Raw genomic sequence first — 13,707 nt, 5'->3', positions numbered from 1 at the left:
GAGAGAGGAGTCGTTTGTTGGCCAGAAAGAAGAAATTGATAAACAACACCTCAATTCCACAACGGGAAATTGAGATCATAGCGCGGTGCATTTTCCCCGATATTCTTGCCTTCTATGAGAGTGAGGAAGGGCAGCGGGAATTTGCAGAATGGAAAGCGCAACAGGCAGAAAAGCCAGATAAAGAAATTGCAGCACAAGCCGCTGACTAAATATAGAAACAGGCAAGTCAATCCGCCGATTTGGGGATTGCCTTGCCTGTTTTTTACTTGTCTGCCTTTTTCTTTCGCGATCCTCGCGGTTTGGATTCAGGGCGCTTTATAACGCCGTTTGGGAAATATGTATTTTCATATCTCTCGAAATAAACAAATAATCCGAACCCGTCCCCCACAGGGAAGAACTGGTTCGGATTATATTGGTTTGGTGCGGATGAAGGGACTTGAACCCCCACGATATCGCTACCACTAGAACCTGAATCTAGCGCGTCTGCCAATTCCGCCACATCCGCATATTCTCTTTCGCCTCAGTGCTGTACCTCAGCGACGTGTTTTATTATATCACGCATTCTACAAAATGCAACCCCTTTTTTCAAATTTTTGAAAAAATATTTTTTTGCCCCTCCGTTCCGGGTCAAAACGGAGGGGTGAGCCGGGTTAATCTGCGGGATGAACGGGCAGTTCCAGCCGAAAGGTGCTGCCCTTGCCCAGGGTGCTTTCGGCGGTAATGGAACCACCGCTCAGCTCCACAATGCGGTGCACCAGCGCCAGCCCCAAGCCGTTGCCCACCGCCATCCGGGAGGAGTCGCCCTGGTAGAACTTATCAAAGATATGCCCCAGATCCTGGGGGCGGATTCCCACACCCTCATCCCGAATGGTCACGAAAATACGGCCATTCTCCTGGGTGCCGGAAATGAAGATCGCGCCGCCGTCTCGGCTGAACTTGACGGCGTTGCTGATCAGATTCGTCCAGACATGCTCCATCATCTCGCTGTTGTTGCGGTAGGGCAGACGGGGCAGGTCCAGCTCGAAAATCAGCCCGCGGGGTGCCCACTGGCTTTCCAGCCGCAGTACCGAGGTGCGGATCTGTTCATCCAGATCATAGTCAGTCTGCTCGGCCACCAATTTTTGGTTTTCGTAGCGGGAGATCAGCAGCACATTGCTGGCCAGCTTGGACAGCCGCTCGGACTCCTCCACGATAAAATCCAGATACTCGGCCTGCTGCTCTCTGGTCAGTCCGCCCCGGCGCAGGCGACGGGCAAATCCCCGAATGGAAACGATGGGCGTTTTGAATTCGTGGGAAAAGATGTTGATGAAATCGTTGCGCATCATCTCGGTACTGCCCAACTCAGCAGTCATCCGGTTGAAGCTGCGCAGCAGCTCGGCAATGTCGCCGCTGCCGGTTTCCTCCACCCGCACGGAATAATCCCCCCGGGAGATGGATTTGGTGGCCTCCACCATGTTCTGGATGGGCTTGGCGGAGACCCGGCTGATAAAGGAGGAAATGGGAATGGCAAGCAGGATGGAAAGCAGCATGGGAATCCAGGGTCCCAGCGTTTTGTCCGATTCCAGAAACCGGCTGGCCAGCGGAAGCCACACAAAGGCGGATACCAGACCGGACAACAGATTGCTGACCACCACGCAGGCGATGAAGCGCCAGCGGGTGGAGTCCACCAGCCGCCGGATCACAGCCGCACCGCCTTGTAGCCCAGCCCACGCACCGTGACGATGGAAAAGTCGGGGTTTTCCTTGAAACGGTCCCGCAGGCGGTTGATGTGTACGTTTACGGTGTGCTCGTCGCTGTCCGTGGCCAGATCCCAGATCTCGTCCATCAGCTGGCGGCGGGTGAAGGTCTTGTCCGGGCAGGAGAGCAGCTTATACAAAAGCTGAAATTCCTTGCGGGGCAGGTCGGTCACGGTACCGCTCCATTCCACCGCCAGATCGTCATAAACCAGTGTGGTACCGCCCACCGTCAGGCGGCGGCTGCTGATGGCCTGGGCCCGGCGCAGCAAGGCCTGGATGCGCAGCAGCATCTCCTCCTCGTCCGCCGGCTCGGTCATATAGTCGTCGGCTCCCAGCCGCAGCCCCTGCTTTTTGTCTGCCAGGGCTTCCTTGGCGGTGAGCATCAGCACCGGCAGCTGGCTGCCGGAACGGCGCAGCGCAGCCAGCAGGGCAAAGCCGTCCAGCCGGGGCATCATCACGTCCAATATGAGCAGGTCTACATGCTTTCTGGTCAGCAGCTCCAGCGCCTCCTGGCCGTCCGCTGCCGAAATCGGTTCATAGCCTGCGTCGGACAGGGTATCCTCCATCAGCCGCCGTGTTCCTTTGTCGTCCTCTGCGATCAGGATGCGAAACATCCTTTCTCCGCTCCTTCCTTTTTGTACTGGGGATATGATACCCTGCGTCTGCGAAGAACCGGTATGGAAATGGTGAGAATTTTTAGAAACCTGCGCCGCACCCCCGAAAACTTGACCGGAAGTTTATTTTTGCCTCCTATACTTTGGGAGAACCCGATCCCCGGTGTGCAGCCGGGACGGGACAGATCAAATCCACAGGAAAGGATGAAATCACATGAAGAAAACAGACAAGGAGGCGCGCGATGATCTCCGTTGAGCATCTGACCAAATATTACGGCAATTTCCTCGCGGTGGACGACATCTCCTTCCACATCAAGGAAGGGCATGTATACGGCTTCCTGGGCCCCAACGGCGCGGGCAAATCCACCACCATGAACATCATGACCGGGTGCCTTTCGGCCACCTCCGGCCATGTGCGCATCGACGGGCACGACATCTTTGAAGAGCCGGACGAGGCCAAGCGTCAGATCGGCTATCTGCCCGAGCATCCGCCGCTGTATCTGAACGATACCCCCATGGAATATCTTCGCTTCGTGGGTGAAGCGAAAGGTCTGCGTGGGGAAGAGCTGGACCGGCAGGTGGGCGAGGTCATCCGCAAAACTGGCATCGCCGGGGTACGAAACCGCCGCATCTCCAACCTGTCCAAGGGCTACCGGCAGCGTGTGGGCATTGCGCAGGCCTTGCTGGGCAACCCCAAGGTCATTATTCTGGACGAGCCCACCGTGGGCCTCGACCCGCTGCAGATCATCGAGATTCGCGACCTGATCAAGGAGCTGGGCCGCAGCCATACCGTTATTTTCAGCTCCCACATTCTGTCGGAGGTGCAGGCCATCTGTGACCAGATTCTGATCATCTCCAAGGGCAAGCTGGTGGCCTATGACACGGCCGCCAACCTGGAGAAGCAGCTGCTGGCTCCCAGCGAGATCCGCCTGACCACCGACGCTTCGGCGGACGAGCTGCGCCATATTCTGACAAAATTGCCCGCCATCTCCCGCCTGCGGATGGAAAAGGGAAACAGCAAATGGACTGTGGCCCGCATCAGCACCGACCGCAGCGACATCTATGAGCTTTCCGGAGCCATTTACAAGGCGTTCACCACCAGTGACAAGATGATTCTGGAGATGGCGCTGAAGAAGGGCACGCTGGAGGATGTGTTCATCGAGCTGACCGAATCCAGCACCGGCGAAAAAACCAACGCGCGGAAGGAGGCGTAACCATGACTGCTGTATTCAAACATGAATTGCGGACCTATTTCCAGTCCCTCACCGCCTATGTGTTCGGCGCGTTTTTGCTGGTGGTCGTGGGCATCGGCGCCATGCTGTATAACCTGCAGGCGGCCGTGAGCAACTTTGAGTATGTGCTCAGCTTCAGCAGCATCGTCTATGCGGCGATTGTTCCCATTCTGACCATGCGTGTCATCTCCGAGGAACGCCGCCAGAAGACCGACCAGTTGCTGTATTCGCTGCCGGTTTCCACTGTCCAGGTGATTCTGGGCAAATATCTGGCTCTGCTGGTGGTGTTTGTGATCCCCCTGGCGATCATCAGCATCTATCCGCTCATCTTCGCCCAGTTCGGCGAGGTATACCTGGCCACCTCCTACGGCTCTCTGTTCGCCTTCTTCCTGATGGGTGCGGCCCTCATTGCGCTGGGTGTGTTTATCTCCTCGCTGAGCGAGAACCAGGGCTTCGCGGCGGGCATCGGCGTGGCGGCCATCGTGCTGAACTACTTCAGCGTGACCCTGTCCGAGTATGTGTCCGCCACGGCGGCAGGCTCCGCCATGGCGCTGTTCCTGCTGGCGGCGGCTGTCGGTGTGCTCATCCACTACCTGACCCGCAACGACAACCTGGCCTATGGGGTGGCCCTGGGCCTGATGGCAGTGATCGTTATCGCCTTCTTCATCGACAGCAGTCTGTTCGAGGGTCTGCTGCCCAAAATCATGACCACCCTCTCGCTGTTCGAGCGGCTGGACGTGTTCGTGAACGGTGTATTCGATCTCACTGCGGTTGTGTATTATCTCTCGGTGGCTGTGTTCTTTTTGTTCCTGTCGGTGCAGTCGCTGGAAAAGCGGAGGTATAACTGATGAACTTTATCAAAAAGCCAAAGAAGCCGAAAACTTCCGCACCGGCGCGCAGCCAGATGGCCCTGCTGGGCGGTTCCTATTCGCTGGTAATCTCGGCGGTGGTGCTGGCGCTGCTGATCGTGGTCAACCTGTTCGTCAGCGCGCTGCCCACCACCCTGACCAAATACGACATCAGCTCCACCAAGCTGTACTCCATCACCAGCAACACCAAGGTGGTGGTGAACGCCATGGAGGAGGACGTGACCATCTACTGGATTGTGCAGGCCGGCCAGGAGGACGACGTGATCGAAAACCTGCTGGGCAAGTACGAAAGTCTGTCTGACCACATCACGGTGGTCAAGCGCAACCCGGACGTTTACCCTACCTTCGCCGAGCAATACACCGACGAAGAGGTGCCCAACAACAGCCTGGTGGTGGAATCCGGCGACCGGTACCGCTACATCTGATAAACCGAAATCCAACACCAAACAGCAAAAAGCCAAGCTCCAAGGCCGGTGTGACATAAGAAAACGACGGTTCTACCTTAGGATTTTGGCGCACAAAATGTTCAAAGGGGCGGGCAAGCCACCAAGGCTTGCTCCGCCCCTTTTCGCACTTTCTGCATCCAAAATCCTGGGGCAGAACTACTTTGCACCGGAAAAGGCCCGATTTTGATGGGAGTGCAAGGAAAAGCCCCGCAGTGGGCTGCGGGCGCGTCAATGGTGCGCCCGCTCTGCTTCGTAGATCGCCCTGGCCGGTCGAAGAACCCACTGGGTTCTTCGCGGCTTTCGCCGCCCCGGCACCCTTGGTGATTGTCAAGGGGCTTTGACGCTGCAATCCCGCAAAAGCGGCCCTTTTCCGGCGTTGTTTTCTTATGTCACACCGGCTAACCGGGGCTTGGCTTTTTTGGCGGAAGAGTGCGGTTATTCCGTTGTAACGATGGGCAGTCGGGCGCCCAGCCGGGAAAGAATCTCGTTGGTGATCGTGCCGCACTGCCGGGCTATGTCCTCCGCATGGATCTGCTGTTGTCCGTCTGTGCCAATCAGCGTTGCGGCATCGCCGGGCATTACACCGGGCAGGCCAGTCACATCCACCAGCAGCTGGTCCATGCACATACGCCCCACCATGGGACAGCGCATTCCATGCAGCAATACCTCTCCGCCCTGCTGTGGCAGGCTGCGGGGCAGGCCATCTGCGTAGCCGATTGCCACCACCGCAAGCTGGCGGGGTTGGTCTGCCCGGAATGCCAGTCCATATCCGGCGCCCTCGCCGGAAGCCAGAGTGCGCACACAGGTGACCCGGGCGCGCAAAGAAAGCACCGGCGTTAGGTCCAGCGTTCGCACTATGGGGGAATCGTCGCTGCAAACGCCGTAGAGGGCAATTCCAGCCCGGGCCAGGGAACAGGGCTGAGGCGGCAGGTTCCAGATGCCATAGCTGGCCTGGATGTGGGTTTCACCGGGTGCAAGATGGTGCTCCTTGAGCCATCGAAGTGCTTCGTAGAATCGTTCCAGTTGAAGGCGGGTAAAGGCGGTATTCTCCGGGGAAAGACTGTCCGACACACACAGGTGGGAAAACACGCCCTCCACGTGCAGGCCGGGCAGCTCGTAAAGGCGGCGCAGCGCCTTATGGTCCTCCGAGGAGATGCCCAGACGGTGCATACCGGTGTCCAGTGCCAGGTGAACGGAGAGCGGCAGCCGGCAGGCGGCCAGGGCCTGTCCGTGGGCTGCATCGGCCACCGTTTGGGTGAGCTTCCACCGGTGCAGCTGAGAGGCCAGCTCCGGCGGGGTGTAACCCAAAATCAGAATCGTTCCCCGAATGCCGGAGCGCCGCAGAGTGATTCCTTCCTCCAGACAGGCCACTGCAAAGTCCTTTATGCTCATCGCCTCCAGCCGCCGGGCCACCGGAAGCGCGCCGTGCCCGTAGGCATCGGCTTTTAGCACTGCCATCAGGCGGCAGCCAGGTGCCAGAGCGGATTGAATTGTGCGGGCATTATGGGCCAGGGCACTCAGATTTGTTTCCCGCCAGGCCCGACTTGTCTTTCTCGTCATCTGCAGTTCCTCGTTCCAGAATGCGGGGCGGCTGCGCCACTGCGGTACAGCCATCGGGAAGATCCTGCCGGATCACCGCTCCCGCTCCGATTTTCACATGATTTCCAATACGAATGTTCCCGACCAGCACAGCCCCTGCGCCGATCAGGCAGTCATCTCCGATGACAGGGGCACGGCCGTTTACCTCCCCGATGGTCACGTTCTGGTAGATGCGGCACCCCGTACCGATCACGGCAAAACGGGAGATGTAAACGCCATGCAGGCCGTGGGGCAGTACCGGCTCGCCTGCAATTGCTGCGCCGGGGCCCACATAGCCGCCATGGCGGAGGGCGGAGCGGTTGAGCAAAAAGGTCCAGAAATCCCGGGTCAGCTTGTGCTCGGAACGGTTTTGCAGGCGGTACAGCAGCCAGAAACCGGCCATCTGGTCCCCTTTGGAGCAGGCGGTGAAAAATTCCCGAAACCGCATGCGGCCTTACCTCCAGTCTGTAACGATATACCCGCCGCAGTTGTCCGGCGAGATCTGGCAGCGGCCCGCCAATGCAGCATCCAAATCCTCCCGGAAAAGCTCGCTGCAGGAGCGGATGCGATAGATGCGAGAACCTGCCGGAACCAAAAGCGGCTGTTTGGAATGCTTCTGCCGCAGCAGCTCCACATATTCCTCCAAAACCAGACACTGATCCGTCATAAATCGGGCATGAGGAGTGCCCACATACCGAAAATGCCAGGGCTCGTGAGCGATGCCGGTGATGGATTCCTTCCCGACCGGATATCGCAGAACAAAGCCATAGCAGGCGGCCAGTTTTCGGAATGCGCCGCACACGCCGGAATGGGGAAAGTTTGGCCGGATGAAATCGATTGTTTCCGCAGCAAGCCCCAGATCAATGGCCAGGCCGGTCTGGTGCTCGCTGCATCCGGGAAGGGCCACGTACTGGCGGGTGAAGGCCTCGCCCTCCTGGTGCATGGTGTCGTCCCAAATGCCCTGCTGCTGGTCCAGACTGCGCCAGCCGGAGACGGGAACAATGGCGTTTTCGCCCTTTACCGCCCGGATACAGGCACGAAGCTGCCCGGCGGCCTGCCGCTCCAGCTGTACCTCCGGCCAGCGGGGGTCCACACAAACCAGGTTCGGCGTTTCGGAAAGAGGAAGGGGGTGACCGGCGTTCACCAGCAGCAGCGGGCCGGTTCGGGGATGGCGGCTCATGCGGTCACCTCGGTTTCAATAATGCAGCTAATCAGGGCGGTGAAATCCAGCCCGGCGGCACGCATCATGTTGGGGTAGCGGCTGTGGGCGGTAAAGCCGGGGATGGTGTTCACCTCATTGAAGATGATTGTTCCCTCCGGTGTGAGGAACAGATCCACCCGGGCAAAGCCCTTACAGTCCAAAGCCCGGTAGATGGTTTGGGCCGCCTGCTGAATTTCCGCGGCTTTTTCGGCGGGAATCCGGGCAGGGCAGTGAATGGCAGAGGTTTTCAGGGTGTACTTCTCTTCAAAATCAAAAAAGCCCTGTGAAAGCTCAATCTCGTCCACCGCGCCAACGGTGAGCGATTCGGTGCCCAGTACGGCGCAGCCCACCTCAAAGCCGGGAATGGCCTCCTCCAGCAGAAGCTCCCGGTCATTGGCAAACGCGGACCTTGCCGCTTCGGCCAGCTCTTCCGGTGCACGAACCATGCTGACGCCGAAGGATGACCCGGCACGCACCGGCTTCACAAAAAGGGGGTAGCCCAGCGATTGCGCGGTCCGCTGCAGTTCGTCCGCATTTGTGCCGCGGGGGAATTTTGCACTGCGGGGGACTTTTACCCCTGCCAACGCCGCAAGCTTGTGGGAACGGTCCTTGTCCATGCAAAGAGCGGAGGAAAGCACACCGCAGCCAATCACAGGCACTCCGGCCAGCTCCAGCAGTCCCTGAAGGGTGCCGTCCTCGCCGTTTTTGCCATGAAGCACCGGGAAGGCAGCGTCAAAACAAAGCGTATCCCCGCTGCCGTCCAGCAGAAGAAGGGTTCTGCTTTCCCGGTCCAGGCACAACGTGCAGGGGATACAAGGACCATCCTGCCAACGACCGTCGGGAATGGCGTCCAGATCGCCGGTATAATACAGCCACCGCCCCTCCCGGGTGATGCCCACCGGAACAGGAGAATAACGGGACCGGTCCATATGGGTCAGCACGGCATGGGCGGACTGAAGGGATACACTGTGTTCGCTGGAACAGCCGCCAAAGAAAACTAAAATTCGTTTCATTCCAAAACCTCCCGAAAGAAAGACTTGTTCGGATGAAAAAAGCATAGCAGAATCAGGCACGCCGGTTGTTTGCTTTCCCTTTCGGAAATCCTGCGATTTTCTGCAAAATTTCTTGCAATTTTCTTATGGGGGCCGGTGCAGCAGCTCCGGGAGCTTTCTTGACAGCAGGGCAGGATAGGAATAAGATGTTGGCATACCGAACGATAAAGGATACAATGGTTTTCGCGTGGCTTTGAGCGGACAGGAAGGGGATTTGGCATGAAGCAGAGAGAGGCAGACACGCCAGTGAAGAAGGAGCGGGATAAGCAGATCGATATCCGCTCCAGAAGTGCGGCATTGAATTTTGTGATCGCGGCCACTCAGGTGCTTACCGTGCTGTGCCTTGTGAAGGGGAATCCGGCATGGAAGGGAAGCTTGTCGCTGCTGTTTTTTGGCGCGGCAGTCCAGCTGCTTTATAAGTACGATCAGTACGGCGAAAAGCCCTATGCCTGGGTTGGCACCGGCACAGGACTCGTCGGGGCCGCATTGCTGGTCTGGTTTGCGGTGACCGGGTGAGAAAATTTCAAATGTTCTGAAAGCAGAAAAAAGGCAGGGAAGCAATTTGTTTCCCTGCCTTTTTTATAAATCAAAATAGAGATTTGCTATTGACTTTAATTTTATTTATAATATATTGAATATAGTTAAAGACGAAGCGAAAGGAGAACTGAAATGAAGATCGACGAGATTCCGCAGTGGATTCTTGCGCTGGAGCCGGAAGATGCCGCTTTCATGAAAAACTTTGTTTTAAAATCCGGGTCGCTGAAGGAGATTGCCCGGCTGTATGAGGTGTCCTATCCCACAGTCCGGCTGCGCCTGGATAAATTGATCCAGAAGATCGAACTGGGGGACAAAAAAGAGGAAGAGCCATTTGCCACATTCATCAAGGGCCTGGCGGTGGATTCCCGGATCGATCTGGAAACGGCAAAGCTTATCATCGATAAGTATAAGCAGGAAAAGGGAGAATGATGCGCACCGCATTGAAATTTTGGAGTTCGTGCAACCAGCTTCTTTGCGTTTTTTGAAAGGCGAAGTGCAAACCTGCCGAAGAGAAACGCAATCGGGCAAAAGATATGCGAGGAAAGGAAGAGGTTCAAATGATGGATGTGTCGGTTTTGGAGCTTGCTGCCGGTTTTGCCATTGCTCTGGTGTTGATGGCGGCCGAGTATCTTTTGTGTACAAAGATGAAAAATCCCCTGTGGGGTGGCATGATTCCGTGTCTGATTCTTGCGGGGACCATCTGGGTTTTTGCCAGTGGCGCGGTTCCGCTGGAAATGCGGTATCTGTTTCCGTTCATTGTTCTGAACACCTTGCTTTTTGGCGACTGGGGAACCGGACGGGACAAATACCAAAAGCTGCAGCAGAAAGAAATGGAACAAATGCGAGTGAAGGATCTGTAAAGGAAGGAGAAGAACAGCTATGAGACTTGCGATAACGCTTGTGATCGCTCTTGCGGTGCTTGTGTTCCACTATTGGGCCAGCCGTCGCCCGCCAAGGTATTGGTATGTGGGCGGCATCATCCCGCTGGCGTGGCTCGTCCTTTTGGCAGTTGCGTTCTTCCATGGTGTGGTCAATTGGGCACAGGACTGGAAAATCATTGTGTTTCCCACGCTGATTTTCTTCTTTATGTGGGCGGAAGGCCATGAAGCCGCAAGGAAAAAGGAACTTGCAAAGATGAAGGCTCAGGATATGGAATAACGAACACGGAAGAACAACAGCTCAAAAAACACCGCGAAGAATTTCTGCTCTTCGCGGCGTTTTTTCTATAGCAAGTGCGGCCCGGTCAGAAAACAAACGGCAGTTCATTTTCTGCTGCGGGTACAGCTTCATAATCGCAGTTGCTCCAGCTGGCTTCGATGTCTGCGGAGGTAAAAAAGTCCTGCCCGGAGCCGGTTGTGCTGATCCGGCCGGATTTGACGGCGATGGATGAGTACACGATTTCATAAATCGTTCCGTCAAAAAGCCGGAACCGAAAACTGGTGACCGAGCCGCCCGCCACCGGCTCGGTTTCTTTGTTTGTTACCGAAAGACCATCGAAGGTATCCACCAGACCGGCAATGTCCTCCGGCTGTGTGACGGTTTTCTTCTCTGCGTCGGCGGGTACAACGTAGTGAAACATTTCTACACGTTCCACGTCGGAAGCAGTGAAAGGAAGAGCGATGTGTTCGGTTCGGGCGCATCCGGTTAAAACGATACCCAACAGAACGGTCAGTATAAAAGCGATGGTTCTCTTCATGGCACTTCACCTCGTTTGAATGTGTGGAAGCTTGCTGTTTGCTTTCATTATATCATTTTGCGGGCAAAGCATCAAACGGACAGAAAAAAGCCCAGCCGGATGGCTGGGCTTTTTGGTGCGGATAACAGGACTTGAACCTGCACGTCGTGGACACTGGACCCTAAAACCAGCGCGTCTGCCAATTCCGCCATATCCGCACAAGAAAAAATCCTCTATTTTCACCCGGGGAGGACACCCGAGGCGGGGCAAAAACGCCTGATCCGCATGCATTCCGCGTATAAAATACGGGGAATGTGCTTTTACTATATCAGACCCGGCTGGTTTTGTCAATCAAAAGCCCGGAGTCTGCCCTGCGTTTCACCCGCTTACATGAAATGCCCCAAAACGGTGCATACTGAACCATAAGACCATTTCAAAGGAGCGTTTGGTATGATTCACTGGGTCCGGCGCAGCCTGGCGGCCCTTGCGGCGGCAGGTGCGCTGTTTGTGTGCGGCTGGGGATATCTGTATTGCCAGCTGCCAGATACCTTTCTGGTGGAGCAGGGGCAGACATTGCGGATTGCGCAGCTGCCCTGGCTGCAGCCCATGCAGCAAAACGGGGCCGCCCAGGCAGGCGCGGTACCCGCGGGCGGCAGCTATAATGTAACATTAAGTATACTGGGGCGAATTCCGGTGAAGACCGTGCGCGCGGTGGCAGTGGACCAGCGGGCTGTAACCGTGTGCGGAACTCCCTTCGGAATTAAAATGTTTGCGGAAGGGGCAATTATTGTTGGATTCACTGATATCCCGGCCCCGGGCGGGGGTGCGAATCCGGCAAAAAGCGCCGGACTGAAAATCGGTGACCGCATTCTGTCCATCGATGGGGTGGCGACCCATGATAATCAGGATGTGGCCGATGCTCTGCAGGAGGCCGCAGGCCGTCCGGTGGAGGTAATCTACCAGCGTGGGGGTGAGCAGTATACGGCTGCTCTGGAACCGGTGCGGGATGAGGAGAGTGGTTCCTGGCGGGCAGGCATGTGGGTGCGGGACTCCTCCGCGGGCATCGGAACCCTCACGTTTGTGGACAATTCCACCGGTATATACGGTGGGCTGGGGCATCCGATCAGCGATGCGGATACCGGCCAGAGCATTGCTCTGCGCAGCGGCGAGATTGCTCCGGTAACCATCACCGGCTATGAAAAAGGCGAGGCAGGGGTGCCCGGTGAGCTGAAGGGGCGTTTTACCAGTCAGATCGCCATGGGGGATATTCTGGTCAATGGGGCCACCGGGGTTTATGGGAACATTCGGGTGCTGTGCAGCGGGCAGGATATGATCGTGGCACAGGCACAGGAGGTTCGCTGCGGTCCGGCCCGTATCCTCACCACACTGGAGGGCACTACTCCGCAGTGGTATGATGTGGAGATCGAGCGGGTTTCTCTTGGGCAGGAGGACCCCAACCGGAATATGGTCATCCGAGTGACGGACCCGCAGCTGCTGAGTGCCACCGGAGGTATCGTGCAGGGGATGAGCGGCAGCCCCATCGAGCAGGACAGCAAACTGGTGGGTGCGGTGACTCATGTACTGGTGAACGATCCCACCCGCGGCTACGGCATCTTTGCGCAGACCATGTTGGAAACGGCAGACAGCTCGGCCGGAATGGCATCCGGCGAATAAAAGGCGGCCGGGCGGGCTGCCTTACATAAGCGGCAAAACAGGGCTGACAACGGCGGGCAAAGATAGTATTATAATAGTAGGAAAAGGCTACCGTCTGAACTTCAGAAGGAGTGAGCAGTATGAAGAAACGCACATTGGTTTTGCTGGCGCTTGTTCCTGTCGCAGTTGGGGTTGTTGTGAATTTTACCTTATTTGTGCCTGTGGTTGGTCCGCTTCTTTTTTCCTGCTGCCTTTGGCCACGACGGTGTTCTGGGGTTATCTTGGTGGACGGTATGCCTGTGCCGGATGGAATGCGCCTTGCGCGATTCTCATTGGAAACGCTATGGGACTTTTGTTGCTGGCGGTGTATGTGTGGCAGTATGTTCTTTTGCCGGATGAAAACGTCAATCTGTTTTTGGCAGCCGCGTCGCAGATGTTTTCCGCAGCTACGCCCACTTATCTTTTTGGAAGACTGGCGATGCTGTTTGAATCCCAGCCCAATTATATTGGCGAGGCGACCGCATTGGCGCTGCAGGTGATTGCAGTTCTTTACATGATCGCGGTTTTTGGGTTCGGCTATGCCTGGGAGAAGAGAAAAGCAGTCCATTCGCAGCTTGATTGAGAAAACAACAGCTGCAAACGGAGAAAGCGAGGCCACGGGATATAGATCAGCCGGAAAACAGAATACAAAAACACCGGCGTGCGATGTGTATATTTGTTTTCGTTTTTATGGTGTTTATCAACTGCTGCGGATTTCCACTGTATAACCTGAGCCGGAAGTGGCCGTTGACGATTATAGCGGTGAATCTCTATGCCGTGCTTGTTTCTGCGGTAATAACGGGGCAAATGCTGCGGCGGCTTTTTGGAAAAGCAGGCGTATGGTTTGTGGTGTTGGTAACGGTGGTGTGCTCTTGTATGGGATTGGCCTGCCGTTTCCTGCTGGAGTATGGGGAGGTATCCAATACTTACAATTTTACTGTGCCGAATGCAGTGTTGCATGTAGTAGTGTTTTCGGCGGCAGTTCTTTTCTCTTGGTTTGTCAGAAAGAAAAGAGAATGAGATAGAATGAAAAACGCAGCCCGGTGGCTTTGTACACAGGGCTGCGTTTTTTTAT

At 56.3% G+C, this 13,707-nt stretch carries 18 protein-coding genes and 2 tRNA genes; 11 read left to right on the top strand and 9 right to left on the bottom strand.

What is annotated here, in order from left to right; translation table 11 throughout:
- Positions 1-17 precede the first annotated feature (17 nt).
- The gene (locus PH256_RS12255; RefSeq protein ID WP_177754547.1) at positions 18-209 is read left to right on the top strand and encodes a hypothetical protein; all 192 of its coding nucleotides are present in this window, start codon (positions 18-20) and stop codon (positions 207-209) included.
- Positions 210-418: 209 nt separating this feature from the next.
- On the opposite strand, the gene PH256_RS12250 is transcribed toward PH256_RS12255, so the two are convergent.
- The 3 genes from PH256_RS12250 to PH256_RS12240 form a co-directional block, all read right to left on the bottom strand.
- A tRNA-Leu gene (locus PH256_RS12250) sits at positions 419-505 on the bottom strand.
- Between the two features lie 145 nt (positions 506-650).
- Complete coding sequence (locus PH256_RS12245) at positions 651-1,682, bottom strand: HAMP domain-containing sensor histidine kinase (RefSeq protein ID WP_270914411.1); 1,032 nt, start codon at positions 1,680-1,682, stop codon at positions 651-653.
- Entirely contained in the window at positions 1,679-2,350 is a 672-nt protein-coding gene (locus PH256_RS12240; protein ID WP_270914410.1) for a response regulator transcription factor, read from the bottom strand. Before PH256_RS12240 ends, PH256_RS12245 begins: the two co-directional genes overlap by 4 nt.
- 242 nt (positions 2,351-2,592) lie before the next feature.
- Between PH256_RS12240 and PH256_RS12235 the strand changes: the two genes are divergently transcribed.
- Genes PH256_RS12235 through PH256_RS12225 form a run of 3 tightly spaced genes read left to right on the top strand, consistent with a single transcriptional unit; the run spans position 2,593 to position 4,876 of the window.
- Positions 2,593-3,564, top strand: coding sequence for an ABC transporter ATP-binding protein (locus PH256_RS12235; RefSeq protein WP_270914408.1), 972 nt, complete (start codon positions 2,593-2,595; stop codon positions 3,562-3,564).
- Between the two features lie 2 nt (positions 3,565-3,566).
- On the top strand, positions 3,567-4,430 hold the full coding sequence (locus PH256_RS12230) for an ABC transporter permease (RefSeq protein WP_270914407.1): 864 nt from the start codon (positions 3,567-3,569) through the stop codon (positions 4,428-4,430).
- Entirely contained in the window at positions 4,430-4,876 is a 447-nt protein-coding gene (locus PH256_RS12225) for a DUF7088 domain-containing protein (RefSeq protein ID WP_270914406.1), read from the top strand. The genes PH256_RS12230 and PH256_RS12225 overlap by 1 nt, the downstream gene beginning before the upstream one ends.
- Positions 4,877-5,332: 456 nt before the next feature.
- Here PH256_RS12225 and vanT read toward each other — a convergent pair whose 3' ends face one another.
- Genes vanT through vanG form a run of 4 tightly spaced genes read right to left on the bottom strand, consistent with a single transcriptional unit; the run spans position 5,333 to position 8,689 of the window.
- Positions 5,333-6,457: a serine racemase VanT catalytic subunit gene (vanT, locus tag PH256_RS12220; protein WP_270914405.1), complete on the bottom strand. Its 1,125-nt coding sequence runs from the start codon at positions 6,455-6,457 to the stop codon at positions 5,333-5,335.
- Positions 6,399-6,923: a serine O-acetyltransferase gene (locus PH256_RS12215; RefSeq protein WP_270914404.1), complete on the bottom strand. Its 525-nt coding sequence runs from the start codon at positions 6,921-6,923 to the stop codon at positions 6,399-6,401. The genes vanT and PH256_RS12215 overlap by 59 nt, the downstream gene beginning before the upstream one ends.
- A gap of 6 nt (positions 6,924-6,929) precedes the next feature.
- The gene (locus tag PH256_RS12210; protein ID WP_270914403.1) at positions 6,930-7,655 is read right to left on the bottom strand and encodes a M15 family metallopeptidase; all 726 of its coding nucleotides are present in this window, start codon (positions 7,653-7,655) and stop codon (positions 6,930-6,932) included.
- Positions 7,652-8,689 carry a D-alanine--D-serine ligase VanG gene (vanG, locus tag PH256_RS12205; protein WP_270914402.1) on the bottom strand — a complete coding sequence of 346 codons (1,038 nt, stop codon included), beginning with the start codon at positions 8,687-8,689 and terminating at the stop codon, positions 7,652-7,654. Before vanG ends, PH256_RS12210 begins: the two co-directional genes overlap by 4 nt.
- A gap of 258 nt (positions 8,690-8,947) precedes the next feature.
- Between vanG and PH256_RS12200 the strand changes: the two genes are divergently transcribed.
- From PH256_RS12200 to PH256_RS12185, 4 genes are all read left to right on the top strand, one after another.
- On the top strand, positions 8,948-9,244 hold the full coding sequence (locus tag PH256_RS12200; protein ID WP_270914401.1) for a hypothetical protein: 297 nt from the start codon (positions 8,948-8,950) through the stop codon (positions 9,242-9,244).
- A gap of 153 nt (positions 9,245-9,397) precedes the next feature.
- Positions 9,398-9,694 carry a DUF2089 family protein gene (locus PH256_RS12195; RefSeq protein ID WP_270914399.1) on the top strand — a complete coding sequence of 99 codons (297 nt, stop codon included), beginning with the start codon at positions 9,398-9,400 and terminating at the stop codon, positions 9,692-9,694.
- A 128-nt stretch (positions 9,695-9,822) separates the two neighbouring features.
- Positions 9,823-10,125: a hypothetical protein gene (locus PH256_RS12190; RefSeq protein ID WP_270914398.1), complete on the top strand. Its 303-nt coding sequence runs from the start codon at positions 9,823-9,825 to the stop codon at positions 10,123-10,125.
- Positions 10,126-10,144: 19 nt separating this feature from the next.
- On the top strand, positions 10,145-10,423 hold the full coding sequence (locus PH256_RS12185) for a hypothetical protein (protein ID WP_270914397.1): 279 nt from the start codon (positions 10,145-10,147) through the stop codon (positions 10,421-10,423).
- An 85-nt stretch (positions 10,424-10,508) separates the two neighbouring features.
- Here PH256_RS12185 and PH256_RS12180 read toward each other — a convergent pair whose 3' ends face one another.
- Positions 10,509-10,961 (bottom strand): hypothetical protein, encoded by a 453-nt coding sequence (locus PH256_RS12180; RefSeq protein ID WP_270914396.1) that lies wholly within the window; start codon positions 10,959-10,961, stop codon positions 10,509-10,511.
- A 113-nt stretch (positions 10,962-11,074) separates the two neighbouring features.
- Positions 11,075-11,158, bottom strand: a tRNA-Leu gene (locus PH256_RS12175).
- A gap of 232 nt (positions 11,159-11,390) precedes the next feature.
- Here PH256_RS12175 and spoIVB point away from each other — a divergent pair.
- The 3 genes from spoIVB (at position 11,391) to PH256_RS12160 (ending at position 13,652) form a co-directional block, all read left to right on the top strand.
- Complete coding sequence (gene spoIVB / locus PH256_RS12170) at positions 11,391-12,614, top strand: SpoIVB peptidase (RefSeq protein WP_270914395.1); 1,224 nt, start codon at positions 11,391-11,393, stop codon at positions 12,612-12,614.
- A gap of 322 nt (positions 12,615-12,936) precedes the next feature.
- The gene (locus tag PH256_RS12165; protein WP_270914394.1) at positions 12,937-13,215 is read left to right on the top strand and encodes a hypothetical protein; all 279 of its coding nucleotides are present in this window, start codon (positions 12,937-12,939) and stop codon (positions 13,213-13,215) included.
- A gap of 107 nt (positions 13,216-13,322) precedes the next feature.
- On the top strand, positions 13,323-13,652 hold the full coding sequence (locus PH256_RS12160; protein WP_270914393.1) for a hypothetical protein: 330 nt from the start codon (positions 13,323-13,325) through the stop codon (positions 13,650-13,652).
- The last annotated feature ends 55 nt before the right edge of the window (positions 13,653-13,707 follow it).

It is taken from the genome of Allofournierella sp. CML151, from assembly GCF_027853465.1.
Lineage (GTDB): Bacteria > Bacillota > Clostridia > Oscillospirales > Ruminococcaceae > Allofournierella.
This window is presented reverse-complemented; position numbering and strand designations above follow the sequence as displayed.

Bases quoted from the DNA above. Each gene is read 5' to 3' on its own strand.
- PH256_RS12210 (WP_270914403.1), bottom strand. From the start codon at position 7,655: ATGAGCCGCCATCCCCGAACCGGCCCGCTGCTGCTGGTGAACGCCGGT.
- PH256_RS12185 (WP_270914397.1), top strand. From the start codon at position 10,145: ATGAGACTTGCGATAACGCTTGTGATCGCTCTTGCGGTGCTTGTGTTC.
- PH256_RS12215 (WP_270914404.1), bottom strand. From the start codon at position 6,923: ATGCGGTTTCGGGAATTTTTCACCGCCTGCTCCAAAGGGGACCAGATG.
- PH256_RS12230 (WP_270914407.1), top strand. From the start codon at position 3,567: ATGACTGCTGTATTCAAACATGAATTGCGGACCTATTTCCAGTCCCTC.
- vanT (WP_270914405.1), bottom strand. From the start codon at position 6,457: ATGACGAGAAAGACAAGTCGGGCCTGGCGGGAAACAAATCTGAGTGCC.
- PH256_RS12160 (WP_270914393.1), top strand. From the start codon at position 13,323: ATGGTGTTTATCAACTGCTGCGGATTTCCACTGTATAACCTGAGCCGG.
- vanG (WP_270914402.1), bottom strand. From the start codon at position 8,689: ATGAAACGAATTTTAGTTTTCTTTGGCGGCTGTTCCAGCGAACACAGT.
- PH256_RS12240 (WP_270914410.1), bottom strand. From the start codon at position 2,350: ATGTTTCGCATCCTGATCGCAGAGGACGACAAAGGAACACGGCGGCTG.
- PH256_RS12200 (WP_270914401.1), top strand. From the start codon at position 8,948: ATGAAGCAGAGAGAGGCAGACACGCCAGTGAAGAAGGAGCGGGATAAG.
- PH256_RS12190 (WP_270914398.1), top strand. From the start codon at position 9,823: ATGATGGATGTGTCGGTTTTGGAGCTTGCTGCCGGTTTTGCCATTGCT.
- PH256_RS12165 (WP_270914394.1), top strand. From the start codon at position 12,937: ATGGGACTTTTGTTGCTGGCGGTGTATGTGTGGCAGTATGTTCTTTTG.
- PH256_RS12225 (WP_270914406.1), top strand. From the start codon at position 4,430: ATGAACTTTATCAAAAAGCCAAAGAAGCCGAAAACTTCCGCACCGGCG.
- PH256_RS12195 (WP_270914399.1), top strand. From the start codon at position 9,398: ATGAAGATCGACGAGATTCCGCAGTGGATTCTTGCGCTGGAGCCGGAA.
- PH256_RS12235 (WP_270914408.1), top strand. From the start codon at position 2,593: ATGATCTCCGTTGAGCATCTGACCAAATATTACGGCAATTTCCTCGCG.
- spoIVB (WP_270914395.1), top strand. From the start codon at position 11,391: ATGATTCACTGGGTCCGGCGCAGCCTGGCGGCCCTTGCGGCGGCAGGT.
- PH256_RS12180 (WP_270914396.1), bottom strand. From the start codon at position 10,961: ATGAAGAGAACCATCGCTTTTATACTGACCGTTCTGTTGGGTATCGTT.